The organism is Paraburkholderia caledonica NBRC 102488, from assembly GCF_000685095.1.
Taxonomy (GTDB): Bacteria; Pseudomonadota; Gammaproteobacteria; order Burkholderiales; family Burkholderiaceae; genus Paraburkholderia; species Paraburkholderia caledonica.
Genome location: NZ_BAYE01000004.1, coordinates 40,129 through 64,776, shown reverse-complemented (window position 1 = coordinate 64,776; position 24,648 = coordinate 40,129). Strand labels below are relative to the sequence as shown.

At 60.2% G+C, this 24,648-nt stretch carries 19 protein-coding genes and 1 pseudogene; 15 read left to right on the top strand and 5 right to left on the bottom strand.

Features of this window, described 5'->3' with window-relative positions:
* Positions 1–20: 20 nt before the first annotated feature.
* From BCA01S_RS09715 to BCA01S_RS09700, 4 genes are all read left to right on the top strand, one after another.
* Entirely contained in the window at positions 21–2,498 is a 2,478-nt protein-coding gene (locus BCA01S_RS09715; RefSeq protein ID WP_027776741.1) for a DEAD/DEAH box helicase, read from the top strand.
* Positions 2,499–2,704: 206 nt separating this feature from the next.
* Positions 2,705–3,022, top strand: a complete 318-nt coding sequence (locus BCA01S_RS09710; protein ID WP_244145980.1) for a hypothetical protein — start codon at positions 2,705–2,707, stop codon at positions 3,020–3,022.
* A 202-nt stretch (positions 3,023–3,224) separates the two neighbouring features.
* The gene (locus BCA01S_RS39630; RefSeq protein WP_425176306.1) at positions 3,225–3,449 is read left to right on the top strand and encodes a recombinase family protein; all 225 of its coding nucleotides are present in this window, start codon (positions 3,225–3,227) and stop codon (positions 3,447–3,449) included.
* Positions 3,450–3,670: 221 nt separating this feature from the next.
* Positions 3,671–3,967, top strand: coding sequence for a hypothetical protein (locus BCA01S_RS09700; protein WP_156955042.1), 297 nt, complete (start codon positions 3,671–3,673; stop codon positions 3,965–3,967).
* A 174-nt stretch (positions 3,968–4,141) separates the two neighbouring features.
* Here the strand turns inward: BCA01S_RS09700 and BCA01S_RS09695 are convergent, their stop codons facing one another.
* From BCA01S_RS09695 to BCA01S_RS09685, 3 genes are read right to left on the bottom strand one after another with little or no spacing between them, the layout of a single operon-like run.
* Positions 4,142–4,924, bottom strand: coding sequence for a hypothetical protein (locus BCA01S_RS09695; RefSeq protein ID WP_027776738.1), 783 nt, complete (start codon positions 4,922–4,924; stop codon positions 4,142–4,144).
* A gap of 43 nt (positions 4,925–4,967) precedes the next feature.
* Positions 4,968–5,246 (bottom strand): hypothetical protein, encoded by a 279-nt coding sequence (locus tag BCA01S_RS09690; protein WP_027776737.1) that lies wholly within the window; start codon positions 5,244–5,246, stop codon positions 4,968–4,970.
* Positions 5,247–5,301: 55 nt separating this feature from the next.
* A complete protein-coding gene (locus tag BCA01S_RS09685; RefSeq protein WP_027776736.1) occupies positions 5,302–6,417 on the bottom strand; it encodes a hypothetical protein in 1,116 nt (371 codons plus the stop codon).
* Between the two features lie 149 nt (positions 6,418–6,566).
* Here BCA01S_RS09685 and BCA01S_RS37000 point away from each other — a divergent pair, with 149 nt between their 5' ends.
* The 11 genes and pseudogenes from BCA01S_RS37000 to BCA01S_RS34715 form a co-directional block, all read left to right on the top strand.
* Complete coding sequence (locus tag BCA01S_RS37000; RefSeq protein WP_084166842.1) at positions 6,567–7,346, top strand: DUF29 domain-containing protein; 780 nt, start codon at positions 6,567–6,569, stop codon at positions 7,344–7,346.
* Positions 7,343–8,293 carry a tyrosine-type recombinase/integrase gene (locus BCA01S_RS09675; protein WP_027776734.1) on the top strand — a complete coding sequence of 317 codons (951 nt, stop codon included), beginning with the start codon at positions 7,343–7,345 and terminating at the stop codon, positions 8,291–8,293. Before BCA01S_RS37000 ends, BCA01S_RS09675 begins: the two co-directional genes overlap by 4 nt.
* A 528-nt stretch (positions 8,294–8,821) precedes the next feature.
* Complete coding sequence (locus BCA01S_RS09670; RefSeq protein WP_027776733.1) at positions 8,822–9,145, top strand: type II toxin-antitoxin system Phd/YefM family antitoxin; 324 nt, start codon at positions 8,822–8,824, stop codon at positions 9,143–9,145.
* Entirely contained in the window at positions 9,138–9,524 is a 387-nt protein-coding gene (locus BCA01S_RS09665; RefSeq protein ID WP_027776732.1) for a type II toxin-antitoxin system RelE/ParE family toxin, read from the top strand. The genes BCA01S_RS09670 and BCA01S_RS09665 overlap by 8 nt, the downstream gene beginning before the upstream one ends.
* A 21-nt stretch (positions 9,525–9,545) precedes the next feature.
* On the top strand, positions 9,546–12,284 hold the full coding sequence (locus BCA01S_RS09660) for a type I restriction endonuclease subunit R (protein ID WP_042318424.1): 2,739 nt from the start codon (positions 9,546–9,548) through the stop codon (positions 12,282–12,284).
* Between the two features lie 20 nt (positions 12,285–12,304).
* Positions 12,305–14,764, top strand: a complete 2,460-nt coding sequence (locus tag BCA01S_RS09655; protein ID WP_027776730.1) for a type I restriction-modification system subunit M — start codon at positions 12,305–12,307, stop codon at positions 14,762–14,764.
* On the top strand, positions 14,761–16,701 hold the full coding sequence (locus tag BCA01S_RS09650) for a restriction endonuclease subunit S (protein ID WP_027776729.1): 1,941 nt from the start codon (positions 14,761–14,763) through the stop codon (positions 16,699–16,701). Before BCA01S_RS09655 ends, BCA01S_RS09650 begins: the two co-directional genes overlap by 4 nt.
* On the top strand, positions 16,701–18,503 hold the full coding sequence (locus BCA01S_RS09645) for an AAA family ATPase (protein ID WP_027776728.1): 1,803 nt from the start codon (positions 16,701–16,703) through the stop codon (positions 18,501–18,503). Before BCA01S_RS09650 ends, BCA01S_RS09645 begins: the two co-directional genes overlap by 1 nt.
* Positions 18,496–19,599 (top strand): HNH endonuclease signature motif containing protein, encoded by a 1,104-nt coding sequence (locus BCA01S_RS09640; protein ID WP_027776727.1) that lies wholly within the window; start codon positions 18,496–18,498, stop codon positions 19,597–19,599. Before BCA01S_RS09645 ends, BCA01S_RS09640 begins: the two co-directional genes overlap by 8 nt.
* A gap of 22 nt (positions 19,600–19,621) precedes the next feature.
* Positions 19,622–20,530, top strand: a complete 909-nt coding sequence (locus BCA01S_RS09635; protein WP_027776726.1) for a restriction endonuclease — start codon at positions 19,622–19,624, stop codon at positions 20,528–20,530.
* Between the two features lie 162 nt (positions 20,531–20,692).
* Positions 20,693–21,232: pseudogene (locus BCA01S_RS34715) on the top strand (GIY-YIG nuclease family protein); the annotation flags it as partial.
* An 84-nt stretch (positions 21,233–21,316) separates the two neighbouring features.
* Here BCA01S_RS34715 and BCA01S_RS09625 read toward each other — a convergent pair.
* Together BCA01S_RS09625 and BCA01S_RS34710 are read right to left on the bottom strand one after the other, a co-directional pair.
* Positions 21,317–22,447, bottom strand: coding sequence for a site-specific integrase (locus tag BCA01S_RS09625; protein WP_027776725.1), 1,131 nt, complete (start codon positions 22,445–22,447; stop codon positions 21,317–21,319).
* Between the two features lie 224 nt (positions 22,448–22,671).
* On the bottom strand, positions 22,672–24,201 hold the full coding sequence (locus BCA01S_RS34710; protein WP_244145979.1) for a methyl-accepting chemotaxis protein: 1,530 nt from the start codon (positions 24,199–24,201) through the stop codon (positions 22,672–22,674).
* Between the last annotated feature and the right edge of the window lie 447 nt (positions 24,202–24,648).

The following is a 24,648-nucleotide window of genomic DNA, read 5'->3' as shown; positions in this document are numbered from 1 at the left end:
CTGCAACCAGGAAGACAATTATGAAAATCAACTTCGGAAAGATGGCAAAGTCGGGTGGCTCAGGTACTCCCGGCACGCTGGCCGAACTTTTTGACCAGCTCGACCGCAAAGCGACGCACCAAAGCCTGCGAACCGTTCAGAGCGACGCCTTGGGCGCTCTGGACACGCAGTTGCAGAACAAGGACGTCGTCCTGAAGCTGAGCACGGGGTCCGGAAAAACGCTCGTCGGACTGGTCTACGCCGAATTCATGCGGCGCAGATACCCCGGCGAACCGATCGTCTACGTGTGCCCGACGAAGCAGCTGGTCGACCAGGTGGTCGAGAATGGGCCGCTCATCGGCGTCCCGGTAGAAACGTTTCCGGCGAAAGGGCGGCCCCACGGCGCGCTGGAAGGTCGAGCCATCCTCGCCTGCACCTACGACCGCCTGTTCAACGCGCGCAATATTTTCGAGAACGACAACGTGGTGCCCGCAGCGGTCATCTTTGACGACGTGCATGCGGGCATCGAGCGGATCCGGGCCGCTTATAGCGTGTCCGTGCCCGACGATGCCTATCAAGTGCTGCGGGCGTTGTTCAGCCCTCTATGCGAGCCGTCGGATCCGAAGATCTGGCGCGGCATTCACAACAATGAACCAGAGACTGTATTTGAAGTGCCGTTCTGGATCTGGAAACAGCAGCACGAAACGGTCGCAGGAATCCTGAACGACTACGCCGACGACAACGAGGTCCGTTTTCATTTCGGCAATATCGCGCGATATTTCGAGTACGTCCGACTGTGTATCTCCGGCGTCGGTGCCGAACTCTCCTGCTATGTGCCGCCCGTCGAAGACAATGTGAGCTACGCCGGCGCGAAACATCGATTATTCATGTCGGCCAGCGTCAAGGACGGGGCTGCCCTCATTCGCGATATGGATTGTGATCCCGACGCGTTACGACAAGTGATCGAGATCGCATCGGATCGTGGCGCGGGCGAGCGCATGATTCTGCCTGTCGCGCTGATCGATCCGGCGTTGAGCCGTAAGGAAATCGGCCCGATCTGCGAGAAGCTTTCCGCGCGCGCGAATGTGGTGGTGCTCACTTCCTCGCGCAAGCAGGCCGAGGCATGGAATGCCTTCGGCGCCAGCGTTCGCTCAGGCGACATGGTCGATGACGCCGTTGCCGACCTGCGCCGCGTATCCAGGGGTCGCTTTTACGCCTTTCCGCAGCGCTTCGACGGGGTCGATCTTGCCGATGACGCATGCCGGATTCTTGTCATCGATGGAACGCCCACGGGCGACCGTCTGGCCGACCAGGTTGACGGAGAGCGGCAACGCAACTCCCCTGGGCATAACGTGCGGACGATTAACCGGTTCGAGCAGGCGCTTGGTCGTGCCGTGCGCTCCAGCGCTGACTTTGCAGCAATCCTGCTCGTTGGACATGATGTGGCTGCCCTGATCGGGCGCAAGGACGTCAAGGATCTGCTTGAGGCGAACAGTCGTGAGCAGATAGAGCTCGGAAAGGAACTGGCGGAAGATCTGAAGCAAGGCGGCAATCCCATCGACGGCGTGTCGTCGGCGCTAAACGCACTTCTGGATCGTGACGAAGGGTGGAAGGAAGCACACCGGGAGCGACTCGCCGCCGCACGCAGGGTCGTCAGGGATGCTGGCAAGCTGACCCTGAACGAGGAGATTGCTAACGCCGAGCGTCAAGCGTGGCTCAAGGCGAAGGCGCGCAACCATCAGAGCGCCGTCTCGCTGCTTCAGTCGCAGGCCGACCGCGCGGAGCTCCACGCGCGCCAGAAGTCCGAACTCCTGTACAGGCAAGCCACCTATGCAAATAGCGTTGATGCAACCAGGGCACTGGAAATCTTCCGGGTTGCATTCCAGATCAACAGCGACTTTCCGAGGCCTGTTGAACTAGCCGACAAGCGATACGGCAAGGTCGATCAGCAAGCGGCGCTGCTCAGCACGATTCTTGGCGAATTCTCGTCCGCCAACGCGGCAATCGCGCGCGTGGAGGAGATCCGGTCCCGTCTTGCGTACTCCGGCGATGCGCAGCGGGTGGAACAGGCGTTAAGTGATCTCGGCGATATGCTCGGTGCAGAAGCCAGCAGACCGGAGAAGGAAACGGGGCGAGGACCCGATGTGTTGTGGCGGTTCGATGCCTTTACTTTCTGCATTGAAGCGAAAAACGAGAAGACCGCCAAAATCTCAAAGGGCGACGCGGAGCAGTTGCTCCTTAGCCGCCAGTGGTGCACGGATCAGTTGAAGGTTCCAGCAGACCATGTCGTGGCAGTCTTCGCGACGAACTCGAAACGATTCGACCGGGAAGAGGACGCGACATTCGGGCCGCTCTTTCTTCTTGAGGCAGATGTGTTGTCAATCGCCGACCGGCTGAAGGCCATGTTGTCGGCCATGTCGTTCGACGGACCGCTTTTTAACGATAAGGCGAAGATGAGCCAGCTGTTGGCCCGTCACGAGCTCACCCCGCAAGCGATCAACGCACGCTTGAGCCGCTGATCTGCCGAGTCTCACCGGTGGGGTTGAAAGGCGCCGTTCGACCGACAAATCTTCCAGTACGAAGCTATACCGGGAGTTTGTGTCGCCTGCAATGCGGACGCTATATTCTGTTCAACGCTCCGAGGTCCCTTGGCGCAGTAGAGCAGCCTTTCGAGCGTCTGCAGGCGTACCGCAGCGAGTGTCAGCAACTGGCCAAAACACGGTTCATGACCATAAGCCCCGAACTGGCTGAAGAACTGCGCCGGATGGCCCTTATCAAGGCCGACCAGCGACGGCAGAAAGCCATCTGGCAGGAGCTGCGCGAGCTGCGGGCCAAGCTGCGCCCGATTGATCGCGCGTGGTCCGATACGCGGCTCGCCCTGAAACAATACGAGTGGGATTACACGCACGTGGTCCCGCAACTTCAGGAGCGGGAGGCCCAGCTGCTGGACGAGATGCGCCCGTTCCTCCGGCAGATTGACGCGCTGGAGAAGGAGGCCCGGCGGCTGGACCGCAAGATACGCAAAGCGCAGCAAGCTAGTTAGCGCACGCCGGCAGGTCCGGCCGGATCGAGCGCACATACGCCTGCAAGCCTTTGAGCTTGTCGATTTTCCGTTGGTCGTCACCGGCAACCCGAAAACGCGGGTGTCGAGTGCTCGTCAAGAAAACGGTCAATTTATGAACAGATAGAAACGTACGTCTCAGCGGGAGATCGTCACGAAACTGGACTGGCTAGGCCGTAATGCGATGGGGCGTGCGCGCCACCGTCGAACAGCTGGCTGGAGTGGGGGGCGTGCGCATTGCCTCGCGCTCGGAGGCGTTGACCTGACAAGCGCGGCAGGCAAGATGACGATGGGCGTGCTAAACGCCGTGGCGGAGTTCGCGCGCGACCTGCTGATCGAGCGCACGCAGGCTGTGGTCTCGCCCGCGTACGGGCCGAAGGTAAGACGTTTGGCCGCCCCTCCGCACTGACCGATGCGCAACAGCTGAGGCACAGCAGAAGCTCGCGACGGGCGTCTCCGTGGCGCAGCTCGCGAGCGACTACGGACAGACCATTATGCGTGTGCGCCCAAAGACTGCTAACTTGGCGGCAACCCGGCGAACTACCTGAAGAAGTGCGCGTCATCTTGCGGCCTTTCCGCCTGACTGATCAGCCCATTCGCGCAGGGCAGCAACCAATAGGACGATACCGCATGAGTGACATGGCAAGATCACCCCGCAAAACGCCGAAAGAGCGCACCGTGCGGCTGGATGCCGACTTAACGGCAAGTCACCCTAAGACAGATGGAAGCGTGCGCATCCAGTATGTTCGCGGCCTGTCTCAGTGGGTCAAAATAACGCGCGACGAAAATTTCAGCCATTGGTCGTTTGTGCGCGGATTGGAAGGCAATCCTGACGCACATGAAAAGACGCGCTGGCCGTTCGCCACTATGCGGACGTGGGCGCAGGCAGTGGATCACGCCGCGCGGCTGATTCGCGACAATAAGTAATGCGATGGACGAGATAACGGTTCGCGCGGGATTTATTGTATAAATGGGGGATTTAGCAAGTCAATTGCCATGCGAGCTTCATCGGTCGACGCGACTGTGCGATCCAATTCCATTCGATTTCCTTTTGGTGTTGCGTGAGGGGCGATATATCAAGTGGTCGTTTCATCGCTACTTTTACCGGAGCTGAAGGACCCGGGACCTGAGATCCTGACTCACCGCATCGAGTTTTTCTGCATTGGTTTTCGCTGACAGGGCGCCCCGGTCCTTGCGGCCAAGAAAATACGCGATCCGTTCCGCATTGGCGCCGGAAGGATGGGGCAACCCATGCAGGATGCGATCGGCCGGGATCACGCCGCGCCGCGCAAGCCAGTCCAGCCCTTCACTGACCTTGGGTCCCAGCGGCACGAACACGGCCTTGTCCAGGGCCTTAGCTTCGGCCGCAAAATGCTCGTCGATCTGCTGCTGCAGGAACGGGGTGCGGACCATGCTCGGCGTGCCGTTGTAGTTCTTGCCGTCGACGAAGACCGGGTGTCGCAGGATCGAGGTTGTCTGCACCAGATGTCCGGCCGAGCCGAACAGCGCGTCGCAGCTGGTCAACCCGAGCCACCGGTGCAATCCGATGTGATCGAGCAGGCTGATCAGATTGGGCCGCATCGCGCCGCTGAAGGCGCCGGTCTGCTTGGCAGTCCGATGAGCGACGTGTGCCGATACGCCCGCGCGAAGCTGCACCTGCGCTTCACGCATCGCGTTTTTCCACTGTGTAAATCCCGGGGTGATACCGACCAGCACCAGTCGGGCAGTGGAATTCACGTAATCGAACGGAATGTAGTGGCTGGTCAGCGGGCCGTCCTGGCCCAGCAGGAACGACGCCGGAATCTCGGACGGTTGACTGACGCGATCAAGGACGAGTGTCTCGATGGCGGAAGCGAAATTGGCGAAGCGGTTGTTGTTGTCCATGGTCTCTCGTGTGTAACGTGGTGGGGTTTTAAAAATCAAAGTTTCAGTGTTTGATGCGGGTCGTGCGATGGGCGGCGGTCACGACCCTGCCTTCTGCGCCGACCACTGCGTAGCAGTCAAGATGGGCTTCCAGCAGGGAGGCCAGCCGGCCGGCGTATGACCGCAGACGACGCCGGGCGGGTTTGTCGAAATAGTGCCTGGTGGTGCCATCGCCGGATTTTTCGGTGGCACCGAACTGCAGAAGCAGATCGATGACCAGCGGCGCGATGCCACGCTGTTGCAGGCGAACCGCAGCGTGCTTGCTCAGCTCCGGACTTTTCATAAGTACTCCTTTCTATAAATATCGCTTTCTTATGGATGGGATTCGATGGCCAGCCTCAGTCTTGTCCGTCGTCCGGGGGCTGGCTCAGTGCCTTCAGTTCGCGCTCGATTTTTGCCAGGCGGGCCAGCGTGGTGGCTTCACGGGCGCGGAGCACCAGCCATGGAGCGGGCAGTTCAAGCAGCCCGGCGAGCGTTGTCATGAACGCCGCATCGTCGAAGCGGGTCATGAGTTCCCAAGCAAGGGATTGCCCGTCGAAAGCGTTCTCCAACACAATGCCGGCATTGAGAAGCGCCGCATCGAGCGTGTTGGCCTCAAGACGGGCGATCAGTGCCTTGCGCCGCTGGTCCAGCGCCCGCAGCAGGTCGTGAGGATCCTTGAAACGGCGTTTCTGCAGGTCCACTTCACCGGCACTCCAGTACTGCACGACAGGAAGGTAGCGTCCTTTAGCTTGCAGCCAGGCTTTTGCGACATCGCGGGCGATGCGCGTACCCTCGGGCGTGGCCTCTGTCTGAAGTGGCGTGGCCCGCTTCGGATTGGCGGCGGCCCGCACGCTCATTTCTTCCATATCGGCAAGCAGCGCCAGCTGTCCAACGGTCAGGCGATCGAGATCGCTACTTTCCTTCTTGCCGCGACGTCGCGAGAAGTAGGAAAACCCTTCGCCGTTTTCCAGAATGTGTCGGGCGTTCGCCAGTTCAGCGACTTGGAGACAGCGACCGGCGCTCTCGCTGATGAATGCGCCTCCACCACCGATATACGAATCCCATTGGTCCGCGACATGTCCCTCGGCGGCATCCATCAGCAGATCGGCAATCCACGTGTACTGGCTTTCATAGGTCATCGCCTCGATGCTCGCATCAAGCCGGCCATGGACGGCAAAGTTATGAAGCGCTTCCATGTAGCGAGCCAGATCGGTGTGGTGGATCTGCTCGTACGTCAGGCCCAAATCGGTCACGGCTTCATCGGGGTTGAACAGATCACCGGTTTCGATTTCCACATCAATCTGCGGCAGACGCCACAGATAGTGGCTATCGTTGGTGCCAATCACTCGCGCAATGGTTCGCATGTAGTGGCCGAACACCGTGGCGATGTCATCGCGGATCGTTTCAACGGGGTATTTCGTAATCAATTGCTGCTCGAAGGGGGTGGTCGCCTTTTCTGCGGTGTTGTGCATAGCGTGCATATAGTTGATGTGAGTGCGCCTATTGTAGCGAGCAGCACGGCGATGTCAATCATCTATATCGATGATGTGCATGAAAAATTAAATCTGCGGCCTCTATATGTGATAATGTCCTTTATCAGATAGATCGATGGGGACGGCGCATGCTGGAATATCAGGCGAGGACGGTTCAGCAGGTGGCCGCCTGCATCTGCGACCGGTGTCAGAGGCGGATGACCCCGGATGACGCCGGGTGGCACGAAAAGGTGTCGGTGGCGTTCCGGGGCGGCTTCGATTCGATCTTTGGCGACGGCAGTGAGGTCGGCCTCGATCTGTGCCAGGAATGCGTCAGGGATACGCTTGGTGCATGGCTGCGCATCACGCCACCTGACAATGACGGCCAGAAATATCAGGAGCGCTTGCGGTCCGAATGGGATGCCCGTAACGCGGGCGAGCCGTCCGTGGCGCCCGTCGAGGCGCCGGGTGCCGATGACGCGGTCGGGGCCGGCTACGACACAGATTTTTCACTGTGGGCTCGCGAGCAGGCCGCCCGGCTGCGGGCGGGCGCCGTCGATGCGCTCGATCGCGACCACATCGCGGAAGAGCTCGACGCGCTCGCGCGGGCGTTGCACGGCGAACTGGACAAACGCGTTGCCCGACTCCTGCAATCCCTGCTGCAGTGGGCGCTACTTGAGGGCGACCGGCGACCCGCGTGGTACGTGACGATCCAGGAAGAGCGCGACATGATCCCGCGCCTGCTGGCGGATGCGCCCAGCCTGCGCGAGCACTGGCCAGACACGCTGGCCCGCGCGTGGCGCCGCGCGCAGGACGACGTGTGCGACGCCACCGGCCTCGCCCGTACGCTGCTGCCGATGACGTGCCCGTTTACTGGTGAGCAGATCCTCGATGCCGCGTTCTGGCCTGGCAAACCGGGCGAACCATGATGCAGCTCGTCGCACTGGATTCCACGCCCGCGCTGGTGATCGCCGCAGGTGATCGGGCTGGCATCCGTTTCCTCGAATTCTTCGCGTCGGCGATCCGCAATCCGCACACGCGGCGCGCCTATGCACGCGCCGCGGGGGATTTTCTGGCGTGGTGCGCTGGCGCCGGCGTGCCGTCCATTACTGCGGTGCAGCCGCTGCACGTGGCCGCCTGGATCGAACTGCAGACGCAGACCCGGTCGGCGCCAACCGTCAAGCAGCGCCTGGCGGCGATCCGCCATCTGTTCGACTGGCTCGTCACGGGCCAGATCGTGCCGCATAACCCGGCCGCCTCGGTACGCGGTCCCAGCCACACCACGAAAAAGGGCAAAACCCCGGTGCTCGATGCGACCGAGGCGCGGCAGCTGCTGGACAGCATCGATGTGACGACCCCGATCGGCCTGCGCGACCGCGCGCTGATTGCGCTGATGGTGTTTTCGTTCGCGCGGGTGGGCGCGGCGCTGGCGATGCGGGTCGACGACGTCTATGTGCAGCATCGGCGCCTGTGGGTGCGCCTGCGAGAAAAGGGCGGCAAGCGCCACGAGATGCCGTGTCATCACACGCTCGAGGCGTACCTCCATGCGTATCTCGATGGCACCGACATCGGCGCCGATCCGAAAGGGGCGCTGTTTCGCACGATCCGGCGCGGTACCGGCCAGCTCAGCGACACACCACTGCCGCAGGCCAACGCCTACGCGATGGTGCGGCGTCGCGCGCTCGCGGCCGGCATTAATACAAATATCGGCAACCATACGTTCCGCGCGACCGGCATCACCGCCTATCTGAAAAATGGCGGCACGCTCGAAAACGCCGCCGCGATGGCGAATCACGCATCGACTCGCACCACCCAGCTGTACGACCGGCGTCGCGATGACATCAGCCTGGACGAGGTCGAGCGGATCCGCGTTTGACTATGTGCAGTCCATATCAAATATAACCGGCTCAAGTCGGCCAGAAGCCGCCAGCAAGCACATTTTCATGGATGACCCTATCAGGCTGATACTTTTTGAAAAAGTCGCTAGCCGTCTCTCTCGCGAGGTTTTCGGGGGTCTCCTTACCCTTGGCTGACGTGCACAAGCGGTTTGTAGGCCGATCTGAGAGCTTCGTTTTCTCGCGGCGGAGCTGACAAAGACACGCAGCGACTTTTTGAACAGTATCGGCTGAAAGCTGCCAGTCGACACTGGTCGCCGCGCAAGCAGCCCCCCGCTGCCTACTGTCAGTCCGCGCCGAACGCTCAGGCGCTCGCACCGCTTCACACGCAGAGGAGTGTCGCCATTGAAGATGGCTTTCTCGTAGGCGGCATAGCGCGTTGTTACGTTGTATGGCGCGTCGATCGAGGGCGCCACCGCAGGCCAGGGGGCGAGTGACGGACCTGGCCCCGCATGCTGTATTGAGATACACTGCACAGAATTCTGTCATCACCCTCCCGGGAACCAGCCATGGGCTTTTCAGCCAGTGATGTGGTGCCATTCACCCAAGCGCGCGCCAACCTCTCCGAACTCGCTGACCAAGCGAAGGCCGGTGCAGAAAAAATCATCACCAAAAACGGCGAAAGCTATGTCGCTCTAATCGACGCAGACCGGCTGGACTACTACCACCGGCTGGAACGCGAGCGCATCCACCTGCTGCTGGTCGACGATGCCAAGCGTGGATTGGCCGATATCGAGGCAGGCCGTACCTGCGTGGCGGATGCGGCCCTCGCCCAAATTCAAAACCGCCGAGCCAGCGCTCCCACCGGCAAGGCTGCCAAAAAGCGTGGTTGAGGATGTCTACCAGGTTGAGTTGACGGCGAGCTTTCTGGAACGCTTGGAAGCAATCGAGGCGTTCTTGTCGGAGGCGAATGCAGCCCTTGCTTTTGACGACCTGCTTGCCGAGCTTCGCGCGACGATGATCCCTAACCTGGCCCGGTTCCCCCGCATTGGTCGGCGCTACGTCGACAACCCACCGCAATCGGCAGAGGCGCTTGCGCAACTTGCCACTCTGCCGGAAGGCTCAGCCAACGCCCTGCGCGAATACCTACATGGTGACTACCTGATGCTGTATGTGGCTGTGGAGGTCAATGCATCTATGTATCTTCTGTCCATTCGGCACCATCGTCAGCTTTCATTTGACTTTGCTCGGCATTGGCCGGCGTCAACTTGACCGCAGGGGAGAAGCAATTTGGTGACCCCGACTTCCAGCGAGGCAATTACACGCGCTCAACTTGTTGACGCTCAGTTGGCGCACGCCGGTTGGAACAAGTCTAGACGAAGTCTTATCGAAGAATTCGTTCTGACGGCACAGGAAACTGAGGCGGGCTACAACGCCCAGCAGTTCGCGGACTACGTGCTACTTGGGAGCGACGGCAAGCCGCTGGCCGTGGTGGAAGCAAAGCGCACTTCTCGAGACGAATTGGCGGGCAAGCGTCAGGCTGCAGACTATGCTGACGTCATCAAAGCGAAGTTTGGCCATGATCCATTCGTTTTCCTAACGAATGGCAAAGAGATTCAGTTCTGGGATCGCGAACGCTACGCACCTCGAAAGGTGTCGGGCTTCTACACGCGAGACGACCTGGAGCGACTGCATCACCAGCGCCAGTTCGCTCAGCCGCTGGCTGGCATTGCCATCAACGCAGAAATCGCCGGCCGCGACTATCAAAACGAGGCCATTCGACGGGTCACAGAGGGCGTAGCGACCGCCAAGCGCAAATTCCTACTGGTAATGGCGACCGGCACCGGGAAGACGCGGACGACGATCGCTCTGGTTGACACCTTGCTGCGAGCCAAACGCGTGCAGCGCGTGCTGTTCTTGGCAGACCGGCGCGAACTGGTCCGACAGGCCATGTCGGAGTTCAAGTCGCACTTGCCCAACGAGAGTCTGGCCCGCATCGAGGCTGGCGAAACCTCCGGCGCACGTATCCAGTTTTCCACCTACCCTAGCATGATGCAGGTTTACTCGCGCTTGTCGGTGGGCTATTACGACCTGATTGTGGCAGACGAAAGTCACCGATCCATCTACCAGCGCTACAAGGCCGTCTTTGACCACTTTGATGCAATTCAGCTTGGTCTGACTGCCACGCCAACCGACTACATCGACCACAACACCTTTGACCTGTTCGATTGCGGCGATGGGGTGCCCAGCTACTACTACAGTTACGAGCAGGCGATTGCCGACCAGAACCTGGTGAACTACCGCGTGCTGGACGCGCAGACCAACTTCCAGTTGAAGGGCATCCAAGGCGATGCTTTGCCGCAGCCATTGCAGCAGATGGCGCTTGATCAGGGGGTGGAACTCGAAGAGCTGAATTTCGACGGTACCGACATCGAGAAAGGCGTTACCAACCAAGGCACCAACGACGCGATGGTGCGCGAATTCATGGACAAGAGCCGCAAGGACATGCGCGGGCTCCCCCACAAGTCCATCATCTTTGCGGTGAGCCATGCCCACGCCAAGCGCCTGTACGAGAGCTTCAATCGTCTCTACCCAGAACTGCAACGCCAAGGCATGGCCGAGATTATCGACAGCCATATGGAACGCGCCGACGCCACGCTGGATGATTTCAAATTCCGCGCGATGCCGCGCGTGGCGATATCAGTGGACATGCTCGATACCGGTGTCGATGTTCCCGCCATCCAGAATCTGGTCTTCGCCAAGCCCGTCTTCAGCAAGGTCAAGTTTTGGCAGATGATCGGCCGCGGTACGCGCTTGCACATAGACAAGCCCACTGGTGAGATCAAAAAGGACTTCTTGATCATCGACCACTGGAAGAATTTTGCGTACTTTAAGCTCAAACCGGACGGCGAGGTCGATCACCCGAGCGAGCCCTTGCCCGTGCGCATATTCCGCCTGCGGCTTGAAGGTTGGCAGTTGCTGCACGGCTTGCAGCCTGATGCGCAAGACACGCGCGACGCGATTGAAACGCTACAAACCATGTTGCTGACTTTGCCACGCCAAAGCATCAATGTCCGGCCGTATTGGGACGAGCTTGATGCCCTGACAAGGCAATGGCCGGCGCCCAATCCGGCAATGCTTGAACACCTGTCGAAAAGCATTGCACCGCTGATGCGCCTGGCTCCGCTGGCGGGCCTGGATGAGTTGCAGTTCCGCGTATGGTGCGAACGGCTCACCGTGGCCTGGCTCAAGGGAGACTCTGACGAGCAGGCCAAGGTGCGTGAGCGCATTCAAGGCGCGGTGGCCAGCTTGGCCGACAACATTCCCGAGGTGCAACGAGTGGCCGAGCAGCGGGCCTGGGTTCAGTCCGCCGGATTTTGGCAGCACCTGGACATGGACCGACTTGGCAAGTTGCAAGCCGTGTTCGCGCCGTTGATGCGATACCGCACGCGCACTGCCGAGCATACGGTGGAAGTCAATCTGCCTGACAGCATCACCCAACGCAGCTGGATCATTTACGGCCCCACAGGCGAAGGTGCCTTTGCCGAGAGCTATCGCGAGCAGGTGGAGGCGCTGATACGCCGTCTGGCCGAGCAGCTACCGGAGTTGGCCAAACTCAAAAACGGCGAGGACCTGAACACCGATGAATTGGAACGCATCAGTGCGACGCTGAATCAAGCCGACCTCTTTGTCACGGAAGACACTCTGCGCAAGGCCTTCGAAGCGCCAGCTGCGTCATTGGCCGACTTCCTGCGTCACATGCTGTGTAATGACGCCCACCTGCCGAACCGAGAAGATCGCATCAACGGTGCGTTTGATGCCTTCATTGCGGCACATGGGTACCTGCGCGCCAACCAACTTAACTTCTTGCGTGCTGTGAAAGCAGCCGTGCTGCGCCGCGGTCGCATCACCCTTGCGGCGCTCAACGAGCCACCTCTCTCACGTGTGGGGCGCGTCGAAGCGCTGTTCCCTCCGCAGGAAATCAACGAACTTATCGCCTTGACCAACCATTTGTTGGACGAGGCCGCATGATCAATCTAGGACGAACCTGAATGCTTGCTCCACACATTAAGAAAAAAGTTGACGAACTCTGGAATCGCTTCTGGGCCGCAGGCCTCACCAACCCTTTGGTGGCAGTGGAGCAGATCACGTACCTGCTGTTTCTCAAGCGCCTGGAGGATATCGACCTCAAGCGCCAACAACGCGGGTTTCCGTCGATCTACGCAGGGTCCGAGTCGTGCAAGTGGAGCTACATCCGTCAGGAAAAGACCAACCCCGGCCACCTAATTGATGTGGTGTTCCCATGGCTGCGCGAGCTCGACAAGCATTTCAGCACAGCCAGCGTCGACGATACCGAACTGGCTAGTCTCAACAATCGCATGGCCGATGCCTACTTTCAGCTTGACCCCAACAAAGGCAAGGTGCTGAGTGACGCCATCGACGCCATCGATCAGCTATTTGCCCGCGCCGGTGACGGTAACGCCGCTCAAGACATCATGGGTGACACCTTCGAGTACCTGCTCAGTGAGGTAGCTACCGCAGGTAAAAACGGCCAGTTCCGCACGCCACGCCACTTGATCCGCTTCATGGTCGAGTTGCTCGGTCCAGAGCCCGGCCAGCGTGTAATCGACCCCGCGGCCGGCACGGGCGGCTTTCTGTTCAGCACGCAGCAGCATCTGATGCGCAAGTACTCGGCGCAAGAGAATGTGGTGCTTGAATGGGACGGCACGCCGCACCGCACTGACGGCGCCGCAGCCACGCCCGAGCAGTACACCGCAATCCATGACGGCGCCAACTTTGTCGGCCTGGACAACGACCGGACCATGGCGCGCATCGGCTGGATGAATTTGGTGCTGCACGACGTGACCGACCCGCATCTATTGCAGGGCGACTCGCTGAGCAAGCGCGAAGGCAAAGGCCAGCTCAAACAACTGCTTGAATCTGAAACCTACGACTTCGTGTTGGCCAACCCGCCCTTTACCGGCACGGTCGACAGTGGTGATCTGGAGCCCGATTCCTTGCTGTTCCCACGCGTAGGCGGTGGTGGAAAGAAGAAGGATGAAAGCATCACAAACAAGAGCGAACTGCTCTTCTTGTGGCTGATGCTCGACCTGCTGCGCGTAGGCGGCCGTTGCGCGGTGATCGTTCCCGAGGGAGTGCTGTTCGGCAACACTGATGCCCACGCCCGCCTGCGCCGCGAGCTGCTGACCGAGCACGTCGTTGAGGGTGTGGTCTCGCTGCCTGGCGGTGTTTTTCAACCCTATACTGGCGTGAAGACTTCGGTTCTCATCTTCCGCAAGGAGACCAGGCGCGACGAACGACCGACCTCCACCAGCCGCGCGGCCCCGCGCACCGAGCATGTCTGGTTTTACGAGGTGGAAGAAGACGGGTACTCGAGAGATGCCAAGCGCAATCCCCGTGCAGGCCAGCAGAACGACCTATGGGATGCACTGGAGAAGTTCAAAGCCTGGCTCGCGCACGGCCGCACAGGCTCGCAGCACCACGCAAAGGTGCTGCTTCAACCCCGCTTTCGCGTCGAACGATGGCGCCAAGCGCTGCTGCGTGACACTGCCGACCAACTTACGCCTGCCGGTGAGGCTTTCGCGGCTTTGTCCGACACCAGTATGTGGGACGGACAAGTCTGGAGCATCCACGAGTTGTTCCCCGAACTGCCTGCTGACCCCAAGGCGGCAGAAGCGCAAGTATGCAATGCCGCCAGCCAGCAGTTGTACGACTTGGTGATCAGGTACTTCGCGGCTCCAACGCAGCCCATCTGGGAGCAATGGCGCACGGCAGGCAGCGACAATAGGCCCATGAACGCTGAGCATGCCTTAGCCGATTGGCAAAAGGCCATGAGGGTGCCACAGCAAGACTTCAACCGGGCGGCGAGAGAGGTTTACCGCTTGTTTGACGCGGAGGATGGCCCTGCCTTGCCTTTGTGGAAAGACCTGGTGAAGGACGCTATCAAGGCCGGCCTGTCATTCCACGAGACCGCCGTCAAGCAGGCGCCCGTCGTGCAGTTCAGTCAACAGACGCCCGTGCCTGACCTCAAGGCCGCGTTTGAAGCCATTGCCCGCGAGGTGGCCAAGCTCGACGGCTTCGATGTGACGCTGCGCAGCCTCGCCGTCGACCAAGCGACGGAACTCAAGGCGGCCAAACACTGGGTGGTGCCGGTGCGCGCTTGGGCCCGCAACGACGATTGGCGCGGCGAGGACGGCACGCTCGTCGGATCGCACGACGCTGACGGCCTCGTGCGTCACGCCTACGTGCAGGCCCTTCTGGCTGAAGGTCTGTACGACGATAAGGGCAGGCTCAAGGACGGTTTGCTCGACCCCGACTGCATCGAGGCACGCGAGTGGAACCTGTCTGCCGGGCAATACAAGCCGTTCGACTTCACCCAACTCAAGAGCGACAAGAGTGTCGTTGAGCTGATCGGCGCACTCAAGACGACAGAGCAGGACATCATCAACGGCCTCGACAAGCTGCTGGCCATGGTGGAGGGGCGGGAATGAGGCTGCCAGAGACGTGGGCAGAAGTACGGCTCACTGATGTTTGCGAACTGAACCCTCGGCTGTTAGCCGAGGATCGGCCCAGTGACGATTTACCGGTGACCTTTGTGCCGATGTCCGCAGTGAACGAATCTGCGGGGGTGATCGACAAACCAGAGGAGCGCACGTTCGGCGAAGTCGCGAAGGGCTATACAAGCTTTCGTGAACGCGATGTGCTGTTCGCAAAGGTCACACCTTGTATGGAGAACGGAAAGGCTGCCGTTGCTGGTCAGCTTGTAAATGGGCTGGGATTCGGCTCTACCGAATTCCATGTTCTACGCCCCACGCCCGCCGTGCTTCCTGAGTTCATTTTCAGCTTCATTCGCCAACAAGCCTTTCGTGACCGTGCCGCCTCTGCATTTGTCGGTACGGGCGGCCTACAAAGAGTCCCCCCCGACTTTTTGTCTCGGGTCAGGCTCCCCCTCCCGACCCTTCCCGAGCAACAGCGCATCGTCGATGTGTTGCGGCATACGGAAGCGGTAGCGAAGGCCAAGCACTTGATCAGCGAGCAGGTCGATCAGTTGGTGAAAACCGCGTACTGGGAACACTTTGGCGCGTGGTACACCCCTGATGGCCTCATCGACCCAGTGCGGATCGGCGACTGCATTGCCGGCTCGCAGTACGGCGTTTCCGAGGCGATGGAGGCGCATGGCACGCATGCAGTGCTGCGCATGAACAGCATCACCAGCAGTGGTTGGCTGGACTTGTCTGAACTGAAGTACGCCAGCTTGTCCGCCAAGGACATCGCATCGACCGAATTGCAAGATGGCGACCTGCTGTTCAATCGAACCAACTCAAAAGAGCTTGTTGGCAAGTGCGCAGTGTGGCGCCCAGTTGCTGGCGCATTCAGCTTCGCTTCTTACCTGATCCGGCTGCGCTTGAAAAGCGAGATGCTGCCTGAGTACCTGTGGGCCACCTTGAACAGCGCTTACGGCAAGTACCGACTGACAAATTCAGCCAAGCAGGCGGTCAGTATGGCCAACGTGAGTCCGACTGACCTGGGTCGAATCACGGTCCCGCTGCCACCGTTGTCCATCCAGGACGAGTTTGCCAAGTTTGTGCGTACCGTCGAAGCGCTGCGATCACAAATGCTCAGCAAACTAGATGCGTTTGCTGAGCTGCAGACAGTCGTGAGCCAACAGGCATTGATCGGTGAGCTGACTTCCACGTGGCGCGACGATCACGCCAACGAGATCGCGGAGGCCCTGCAGACCCGCGACACGCTACTTCGCGAGCGGGGCGCCAAGGTCGCTCTTAGCGCCACCATCACTGCTACGCCGTCTGCCCAGGCTGAATTGACTGTACGGCCCGCCCGCCATTGGCTGCAGGGCGAACTGAGTGAGTTCCAGCGTCAAGTGTTGGCCGCCTTCACCGCGTACTGCCAAGCTAGCGGCGAACCTCTGTTGGTCGAAGATCCAGACGTGTTTGCGCGCTTCTGCGACGACACCGCAGTGACCGAGCGGCTTCGAGTCTTCGGTACCTCGCATGGCAACCGCATCCGCCGCACACTTAGCCAGATGGCCGCCCTGGGTCTGATTGCAAAAGTCACCTTGCTCAAGGTTGGACAGGAAAGCGGCGAGCGAGACTACCTCAAAGCCTTTCGTCCGCTGCGAGAAGATGAGTTCACACGACTAGCGGACGTGCAGGCTCTGCGCAAGGCCTTGTCGGCAGATGTCGATCAGGAACATTACTACTTGCAAGCTCAGTTGGACTACAAGGCCTCCGAGCGGGCGGGCGCGGGCGGAGTGTTCCAGGTCATCTCGATAGAAGACGATGGAGGCAAGGACTACACCCATTTGGTGGACCAAGGCCGGCACTATGCTTCACTCGATGATCTGAAAGTTGACCTTGCCAGCGCCCTCAGTGTGGCAGCGACGCAAGTGGACTTGGAGGAGGTCTGATGCGCCTGCGCTACCTCCACCTTCAGAACTATCCGCCGATCTCGAACATCAAGGTGTGCTTTGCCAGCGGCTCCCCACTGGCCCGCGAATGCGCTATCCGGTTTGTGGTGGGCGTGAACGGCAGCGGCAAGTCCAACCTGTTGCGAGCAGTGGCCGAAGTGTTCTTGGCTCTGGCCGACCTGCGTGTGCCGGCTTTCCCGGTGAGCCTAGTCTACGAACTGGGTGTGCGTGGTTCACCCAGCCACCGCACGTTGTTGCTGCATTGCCCAGGCGACCGGCAACTGGCCAGCCTCTGGCTGCACGAGCGGTTTGAGTTCGACGATAAGAACGGGCAGGAAGTTTTTGAGGATTGCATCGAGCACTTAGCACTCGAGGGCAAACCTGCAGTGCCTGGCTTCACGGCGTTGATTGAGCCTGGCCGCTGGCCGCAGCGCGACAGTACGCCACCTCAGATAGCGCTGCCCTCGGCGGTGCTCGCGTACACCACGGGTGACTTGCGCCCGTGGCGTTCGGTGTGGAGCCGAAATCAGAACGCAGAAGGTTTACAGCGAATGGATGACGACAACAACGTTGAAGAGCGCCCCGCGGGATGGACGTCAGCCCAAGAGCGTGCTTTGATCGCGGCCCGATCCGCCTTTCGCGCAACTCAGAGTGTCGACAGAAGCGTCTCGACCGCCGAAGCAGAAAGTTTTCGGCGCCCCCTGCTGCTGGATGCCACTTTGCTCAAGTGCGCCCTACTAGCGGTGGCCTTGCCGCAGGCCTTCGTTGAAACCGCTGATTACCCGAGTCGCGCCGAAGTCGATGCCGCAATGGCTCAGCTTCGTCATCGCTCCGACGACAAGGCTGCGCTGCAAGAACTGCTGGAGCGCGGCGGATGGCATCACCTGGTGTCTGTGGCCTTCCGCTCGCGCCTACAGGCTGAACAGTGGGACCAAAAGCTTTGCGAAACCGCCCACGACTGGTGGCTGTGCGCCAGCGAAGTGATTGCCGAACCGCATCCGGTGGAAGCACGTCGCGCCCTCTGGTTTGATTTAAAGGGCCCGCTCGATTTGCAGGCACTGAGCTTTGCTTCTGCCGCCCGAGACGAGCTGCAGGCATGCTCGACTCAAGGTGAAGCCCTCTGGATATTGTTGGGTGGCGTCAAGGATGCTAGCGCCTTCGACTTGTTCACTCGCCTGCTGGAGCTGATCCAGGTAGGGCTTTTCGACGATGTGCTGATCCGCCTGCGCCGTGGACCTGTGCCCAGCGATGTTGATATGACCGAGGCGGACGACACCGGCGTGCTACGCCACGAGGAGCTGTCGGATGGCGAACAGATGGTCTTGGGTCGCATGGCACTCTTTCATCTGCTGCAAGGTCAGCAGGATGCCCTGTTGCTTCTCGACGAGCCCGAGACCCACTTCAACGATAAGTGGAAGCGTGAGATCGTCGACATCATCGACGACGCTATCGGCCACACCAGCAACGACGTGCTGATCTCTACCCATTCGGCCATCGTGTTGTCCGATGTGTTCAACAACGAGATCGTGATGGTGGAAAAGACGCCGCATGGCTCCAATGTGCGCAGCGTCGACGAGCCAACATTCGGGACCGACCCGAGTGCGTTGATGATGACGGTGTTTGGCGCCGACGACAGCATCGGCAAGAGAGCGCAGGAGTTCATTGAAGGCAAGCTGGCGCAGACAACCGGAACGCAGGCTGAGATCGCCGACCTGGAACGGCTGATTGCCCGCATGGGATCGGGCTTTTACCGCAGCGAGCTACGTACGTTGCTGAACACCTGGCGGGGTGGGGATGCTTAAGCCCATCCATCGCGTGATATGTTCCCCCGCGCTGGTGGCGTGCCAGCAACTGATGCAGAGGTTCGCGCTGTGGCTTTGCGCCCCTGGCACCACGGCGGCGAACCTGACCCAAGCGGGCTTGCAACCGCCCGCAATGCCTACGGCCATAGAAGCGGACTGGCTGTGGGAGTTTCTCCAGCGCAAGGAAGACAGACGACCGCTCCTAGACCGCGCAGAAGTTGTCGTGGCGATGTCTGCTGCACAGAAAGGCGCGCTGGCCGCTTGGGTACTATCCGTATCGGCACTCTCGGCGCAGTTTCAAGCTGCGCCGCCGCCATGGCCCACGACAGGTCCGCAGGTGGACCCGGTGAACTGGGCGGAGTTCAAGGACTTGATGGAGGCTTTCTACGACAAGGGGTTTCGTGCTGGCTTGCCCTATCTGGCAGATGGGACGCCAGTCGCGGTGGGTGGGGTCTCTTACGCTTCCTTCGTCGACGCCTTTCGTATTGCGCACCGCCTGAACCATGACCCCCACGCCCGCCAGGTTTGCGTATTCTGTGGTGGGCCGCTGGGCGATACGCCGCACGTGGACCACTGGGTTATCAAGAGCGCGTTCCCATTGCTCAGCATGTGCGCTGATAACCTGACACTTATCTGCAGCACCTGCAACGAAGCTCCGAACAAGGGTGACAAGCCTGTGCATAGCAATGGCAGCTTTGCAGACTGGTTCCACCCGTACTTGCGCCCGGGCAACGGTGCCTTGCAGCTCGGCTATGATCTCCATGCAGCGGCTGTGCATTGCTCAGCCTTTGCGCCCGCCGATCAACCGAAGGCGTCAAAGATCGACGGGTTGCTCAACTTGTCAAGCCGATGGACCCGCGAATTCAAGGCGGAATATGCCAAGCATCAGGACGTTCTTCGGCGCAGTGAGGGCCGACGGATTAAAGCGGCTCAGGCGAGGCACACACTGCAAGAGATTGGTGATTATGTTCAGCAGTGGGCGGAGGGCCTCTCGCCTAGCGAGCCGCATCATGAGGTTCATACCACTCTTGGGCAAGCCATGATCGAGCCAGCCCGAATGCAAGCTTGGCTTGCTGAGTTGGCGACAATTCAATAACCCGAATCGGAGTAGCTCAGATATGGCCGAAATTACCCGCCGCCGCACCGGCGAATTGCTTCGGGAGCTGTTCAGCATCCTGATGGCCGCGCCCGATGGTGTGCAAGCAAGTGCGGCGTTGCAGGCTTTGGCCAGTCGCGTCACCTTGACACCCTATGAGGCTGACTCCTACGAATCGGGCGGCAGGCGGTTCGAGAAGATCGTGCGCTTCGCGACAGTGGACTGCGTCAAAGCCGGCTGGTTGGTTAAGGACAAGGGCATCTGGACCATTACCGAGGAAGGCCGTAAGGCCCATCTGGAGCTGCCCGACCCCGAAGCGTTTTACCGACGGGCGTGTAAGCTCTACGCTGAGTGGAAGGCTGCGCAGCCTGATGCTGAAGTGGGAGCGACAGCGGGACCGGATGCGGGAGTCGACGAGCCAGACACAACAGCCAAATCTGTGAGCGTGACCTACGAGGAAGCGGAAGAACAAGCATGGGCGGAGATTTCGGCGTACCTCCGCGCGATGAATCCCTATGACTTTCAGGACCTAGTGGCCGATCTGCTGCGTGCAATGTCCTACCACGTGACCTGGGTCTCGCCGCCCGGAAAAGACGGTGGGATAGACATTCTGGCGTGGCCTGATGCGTTGGGTACGCGGCCACCGCGCATTAAGGTGCAAGTGAAGAGGCAGCAGCAAGCGGTGAGCGTTGACGGTCTGCGATCCTTCATGGCATTGCTGGGCGATGACGACGTCGGCCTCTTCGTTTGCACGGGCGGCTTCACGAAGGACGCCGAGACGGAGGCGCGCACGCAGGAAAAGCGCCGCGTTACGCTGATTGGTCTGGAGAAGCTATTTGACCTTTGGGATGAGCACCACGAAAAACTGACGGACCAGGCTAGGCGACGTCTGCCATTGCGGTCCATCCGTTTCCTAGCTCCGGGTGGGTGAATCGAGCTCCTGACAAACAATTGTCAAACCGCGCCAACCCCATCGGGACACGTGCCTGAGCAGACCATCTCGATGGTCTTGATCGCGGAAGATCTGCGGCCGTGATGCCGGGATGCGCCGTCGACAGCTGCGAGTCGCCAGAATAATACTGACCCACCCCCCAACCACACCGAGGCCGATTTGCTGCTGCGCTCGCTGTCGCGTTCGCTTTATCCCGATGGCAACACGCCAGTGGGCCGCCGCTTATTGAAGGTCGATGCCGGCCCATTGTTTGGTGGTACGGCGGAGCCGGACGACATCGAGACCGGCACGATTTATGTGCTGCGCAGTCAGTCGAGTCATCCCTTCGTGGAAGAACATCGGGAGCTGACCCACAAGATTGGCGTCACTGGTGGCAAGGTCGAGACCCGCATCGCGGGCGCGGAGAATGACGCGACTTATCTACTGGCCGGGGTGGATGTCATTGCTGAATACAAGCTGCACAACATCAAATGCAGCAGGATGGAGAACATTTTCCACCGACTGTTCGCCGCTGGACACCTTGACCTGACCATTCCCGACCGGTTCGGCAATCCGGTCAGGCCGCGAGAGTGGTTTCTGGTGCCGTTACAGGTGATAGACGAAGCCGTGCAGCGGATCATTGACGGTTCAATCACAGCCTATACCTATGACCCGGCCACGGCATCGCTCGTTGCCGCCTGATCGTTTGAGCGCCTCAACGCTTGAAGGATTGGGTATCTGGGGGATTTCTTGGGAGCATGACTCTCTGTAAGTGGCGGCGGTAGGTTACGCCAGCCTCTTTGCCAGCTCCTCCGCCCGTGGATGGTAGTAACGCATCAACATGCGCGGGTCCTTGTGGCCCGTTATCTTTGTCAGCTCGTGCATCGGGAAGATCGACGCTAACCGGGAAGTCGCCTCGTGTCGTAAGTCGTGAAAGCGAAGGTCGGTCAAAAACTTACCATCCGGTCTTATCTTGGCCGCTTTGCATTCATCGACGTAAATCTTGCGGGCGCGCGCGACTGCGCGCTCGAAGGCTCTGGTAACGGCATCGCTGCGAATCGCGAATACGCGGCCGGTGTCGGCCTCGCCGCTTTCGGTCGCATCATCTTTGGCGTCATCCCGTGTGTCTTCTAGCGCTTGAAACACCGCGACGGCGCGCGAAGACAGGGGGACATCGCGGGCGTCTCCGTTCTTCGTCGACGGTAAATGTACGACGCAGCGATTGAGGTCTACGTTGACCCACAACATGGACACGATCTCGCCCCGGCGCATTGCGGTCTCTACAGCCAGCCAGATGATGGGTGGCAGAAGCGCTGAGCCGCTAGCCTTTGCCACGCGTTCAAGCTCACCGTCTTGCGCGCCGCGTTCCGATGCGGGGTTGTCCGTGCTTGGAGTGCCAAGAGTTGAATCGCTGACAGCAATGCGTCGTGTGCGAGCGTTGTTGGGCTGCGGCTTGCGCACCAGTTCAACCGGATTTGAAAGGCTTTCCATCCCCCATTCTTTGCGGGCAATATTGAACACATGAGACAGGACCGCCAAACGGCGCAGGACGGTCGCGGGCTTGTAGTCCTTCAGCCATTCGTCGCGGAGCTTCGCTACGTCTGCGCTACGGACTGTGGCTAGCGGCCGTCTTGCCAATTCCACAGACTTGCAGGCTTTTAGGACGGACGATTCTTGCGCCGCACCCTTTTTTGACTGTGAGACTTCTTCCTCATAGCGTTTCAGCGCCTCGTAGAGCGTTGTCGCCTCGGCTTCACTGCGGCTGACCCATATGCCGCGCGACATCTCCGATTCGATCATGTTGGCCCAAGCTTCCGCCTCGGCCTTGGTAGTAAAGGTCTTGCTTTGCGCAGGGTAGCCGCGCCGGCGTACCTGCGCCTCCCATTGGTACTGCCCACGCTTTCGGATGGTCGGCATTTCGCGATGCTTGCTCGAACTGAGTGTGGCAAGATTGTGGCAAATAATCGAAGGCAGCGCTAGAAGGCTTGGATTGATTGGTGAGGTTTTTACATTCGCAATGCGAAGGTCGGGAGTTCGATCCTCCTCCTCCCAAACGTATCCCAAGCAACACCACAAGCTTAGAAACAAAAACCCCCGGCAGCTCAATCTGTCGGGATTTTCATTCGCGCATCAAGCGCTATTCACCAAACCACCAAATCAGAACTGATCCCACCCCGCCCCGTCGCCGGCAGAAACGACGGGCATCGTTCCAACCTTAACCGGCGTTCGCATCGCCGCCGACGCGCCCACCTGCGGCGCCGCAGCAACAACTGAACGCCCTGTAACAACCGCCTTCTCCCGACCACCAGAAGCCACGGCAGCCCCTGCAGCGACGGCACCCACACGAGCCCCACCCCCTCCAAAACCCGAAAAACCCCCACAACCTCATTCAACTGCTCTCCCTGCTCCTCCATCGACCGCGAAGCCGCCGCCGCCTCTTCCACCAGCGCCGCATTCTGCTGCGTGACGTTGTCCATCTGCGTGATCGCGAGGTTCACCTGCTCGATGCCGCGGCTTTGCTCGCTCGATGCCGCCGCGATCTCCGACATGATGTCAGTGACACCCGCCACCGCCTCCGTCACCTCGCTCATCGTCTTGCCCGCTTCGCCGGCGAGCGACGAACCGTCGCGGATCTTGTCCACCGAATTGGCAATCAGATCCTTGATCTCCTTGGCCGCGCTCGACGAGCGCTGAGCCAGGCTGCGCACCTCGCTTGCAACCACCGCGAAGCCGCGACCCTGTTCGCCCGCACGTGCCGCTTCCACGGCCGCGTTCAGAGCAAGAATGTTTGTCTGAAATGCAATTCCTTCGATGATGCCCGTGATGTCCGCGATCTTGGTCGAGCTGTCGCTGATGTCCTGCATCGTGCTCACCACCTGGCCCACCACCGCGCTGCCTTTTTGCGCAACACACGACGCGTTCGCGGCCAGCGTGCTGCCTTGCTGCGCGTTATCGGCGTTCTGCTTCACCGTCGACGTAAGTTGCTCCATGCTCGAAGCCGTCTCCTGTAGCGACGCCGCCTGCTGTTCCGTGCGCTGGCTCAGGTCCATATTGCCCGCGGCGATCTCGCGAGCCGCGCCCGCGATGCTCGTGCTGGCATCGCGCACGCGTCCGACGATCGTCGTCAGGCGCTCGTTCATCTCGCGCAATGCGCCGAGCAGCTTGCTCGTTTCATCCTTGCCGTTGACGTTGATGCGCGTGCGCAAATCGCCTTGCGACACAGTCCGCGCGACGTCGATTGCAAGATGTAACGGACCGCTCACCGCGCGCGTAAGTACCACGCATGCGCCCACCGCGAGCGCAATCGCGAGCAGGGAAATCGTGATGAGCAAGTTTCGCTGGTGCTCATAGTGCGCCGCATAGCCGGCGATCATCTCCTCCTGCCGCGAATGCGCGTAGTCCGCATACGCATCGGTCGCACGGATCAGCGCCGCTAGCAGAGGCCGGCATTGATCGTCCATCTTGGCGATCGCCCGACGGTCGACCGCTGTCCGCACCTGTACGGCCATGTCGGCGCGCGCGTTGATGCCTCGCACGAAATTGGAGAACCCTTCGGTCGAATCGCTCAGCGACTTGAGGGAAAGCCCCGCAACCGCGACGACGATCAGGGACAACGTACCGAAGCCGGCTATCAGCTTCGCTTTGATACTGAACTGGTTCAGGGCGGCCATATATCTCTACTTCTTCAAGGAGAAACCTGGTCGTTTCGTAATGGACTCTCAGGTCCAGAATGGGAGCGTCTATATAACCGCCGTACATCCCGACCGTCCCGCGCAGTGTTGCGATTGCGTGCAAGCACGAAACCGGCATTCTATCTACTGGTTATCGGGTCGCGCCCAGCGGACTTGAGGGCGGCGGGGCAATCCATTACGGACTTCTCACGAAATCCGCATAGAAGATAAGCGTCGCGTCCGCAGCGTTATGCAATCTGCGCACAACGCGGCAACTGTCCGTCGCGGCGACGCAGGGTTCGAACGCAGTCGCGCAACACGTTGACGTACGATGAACGCGCCACCTAAGTGATTCACAAGCGGTCCACAAGCGGCGCACTAAGCACTAAAGACCCGTCTTTTCGATCCTTTGGGTAAGGATGACCCCTGTTACGCTACGGGTTCGCC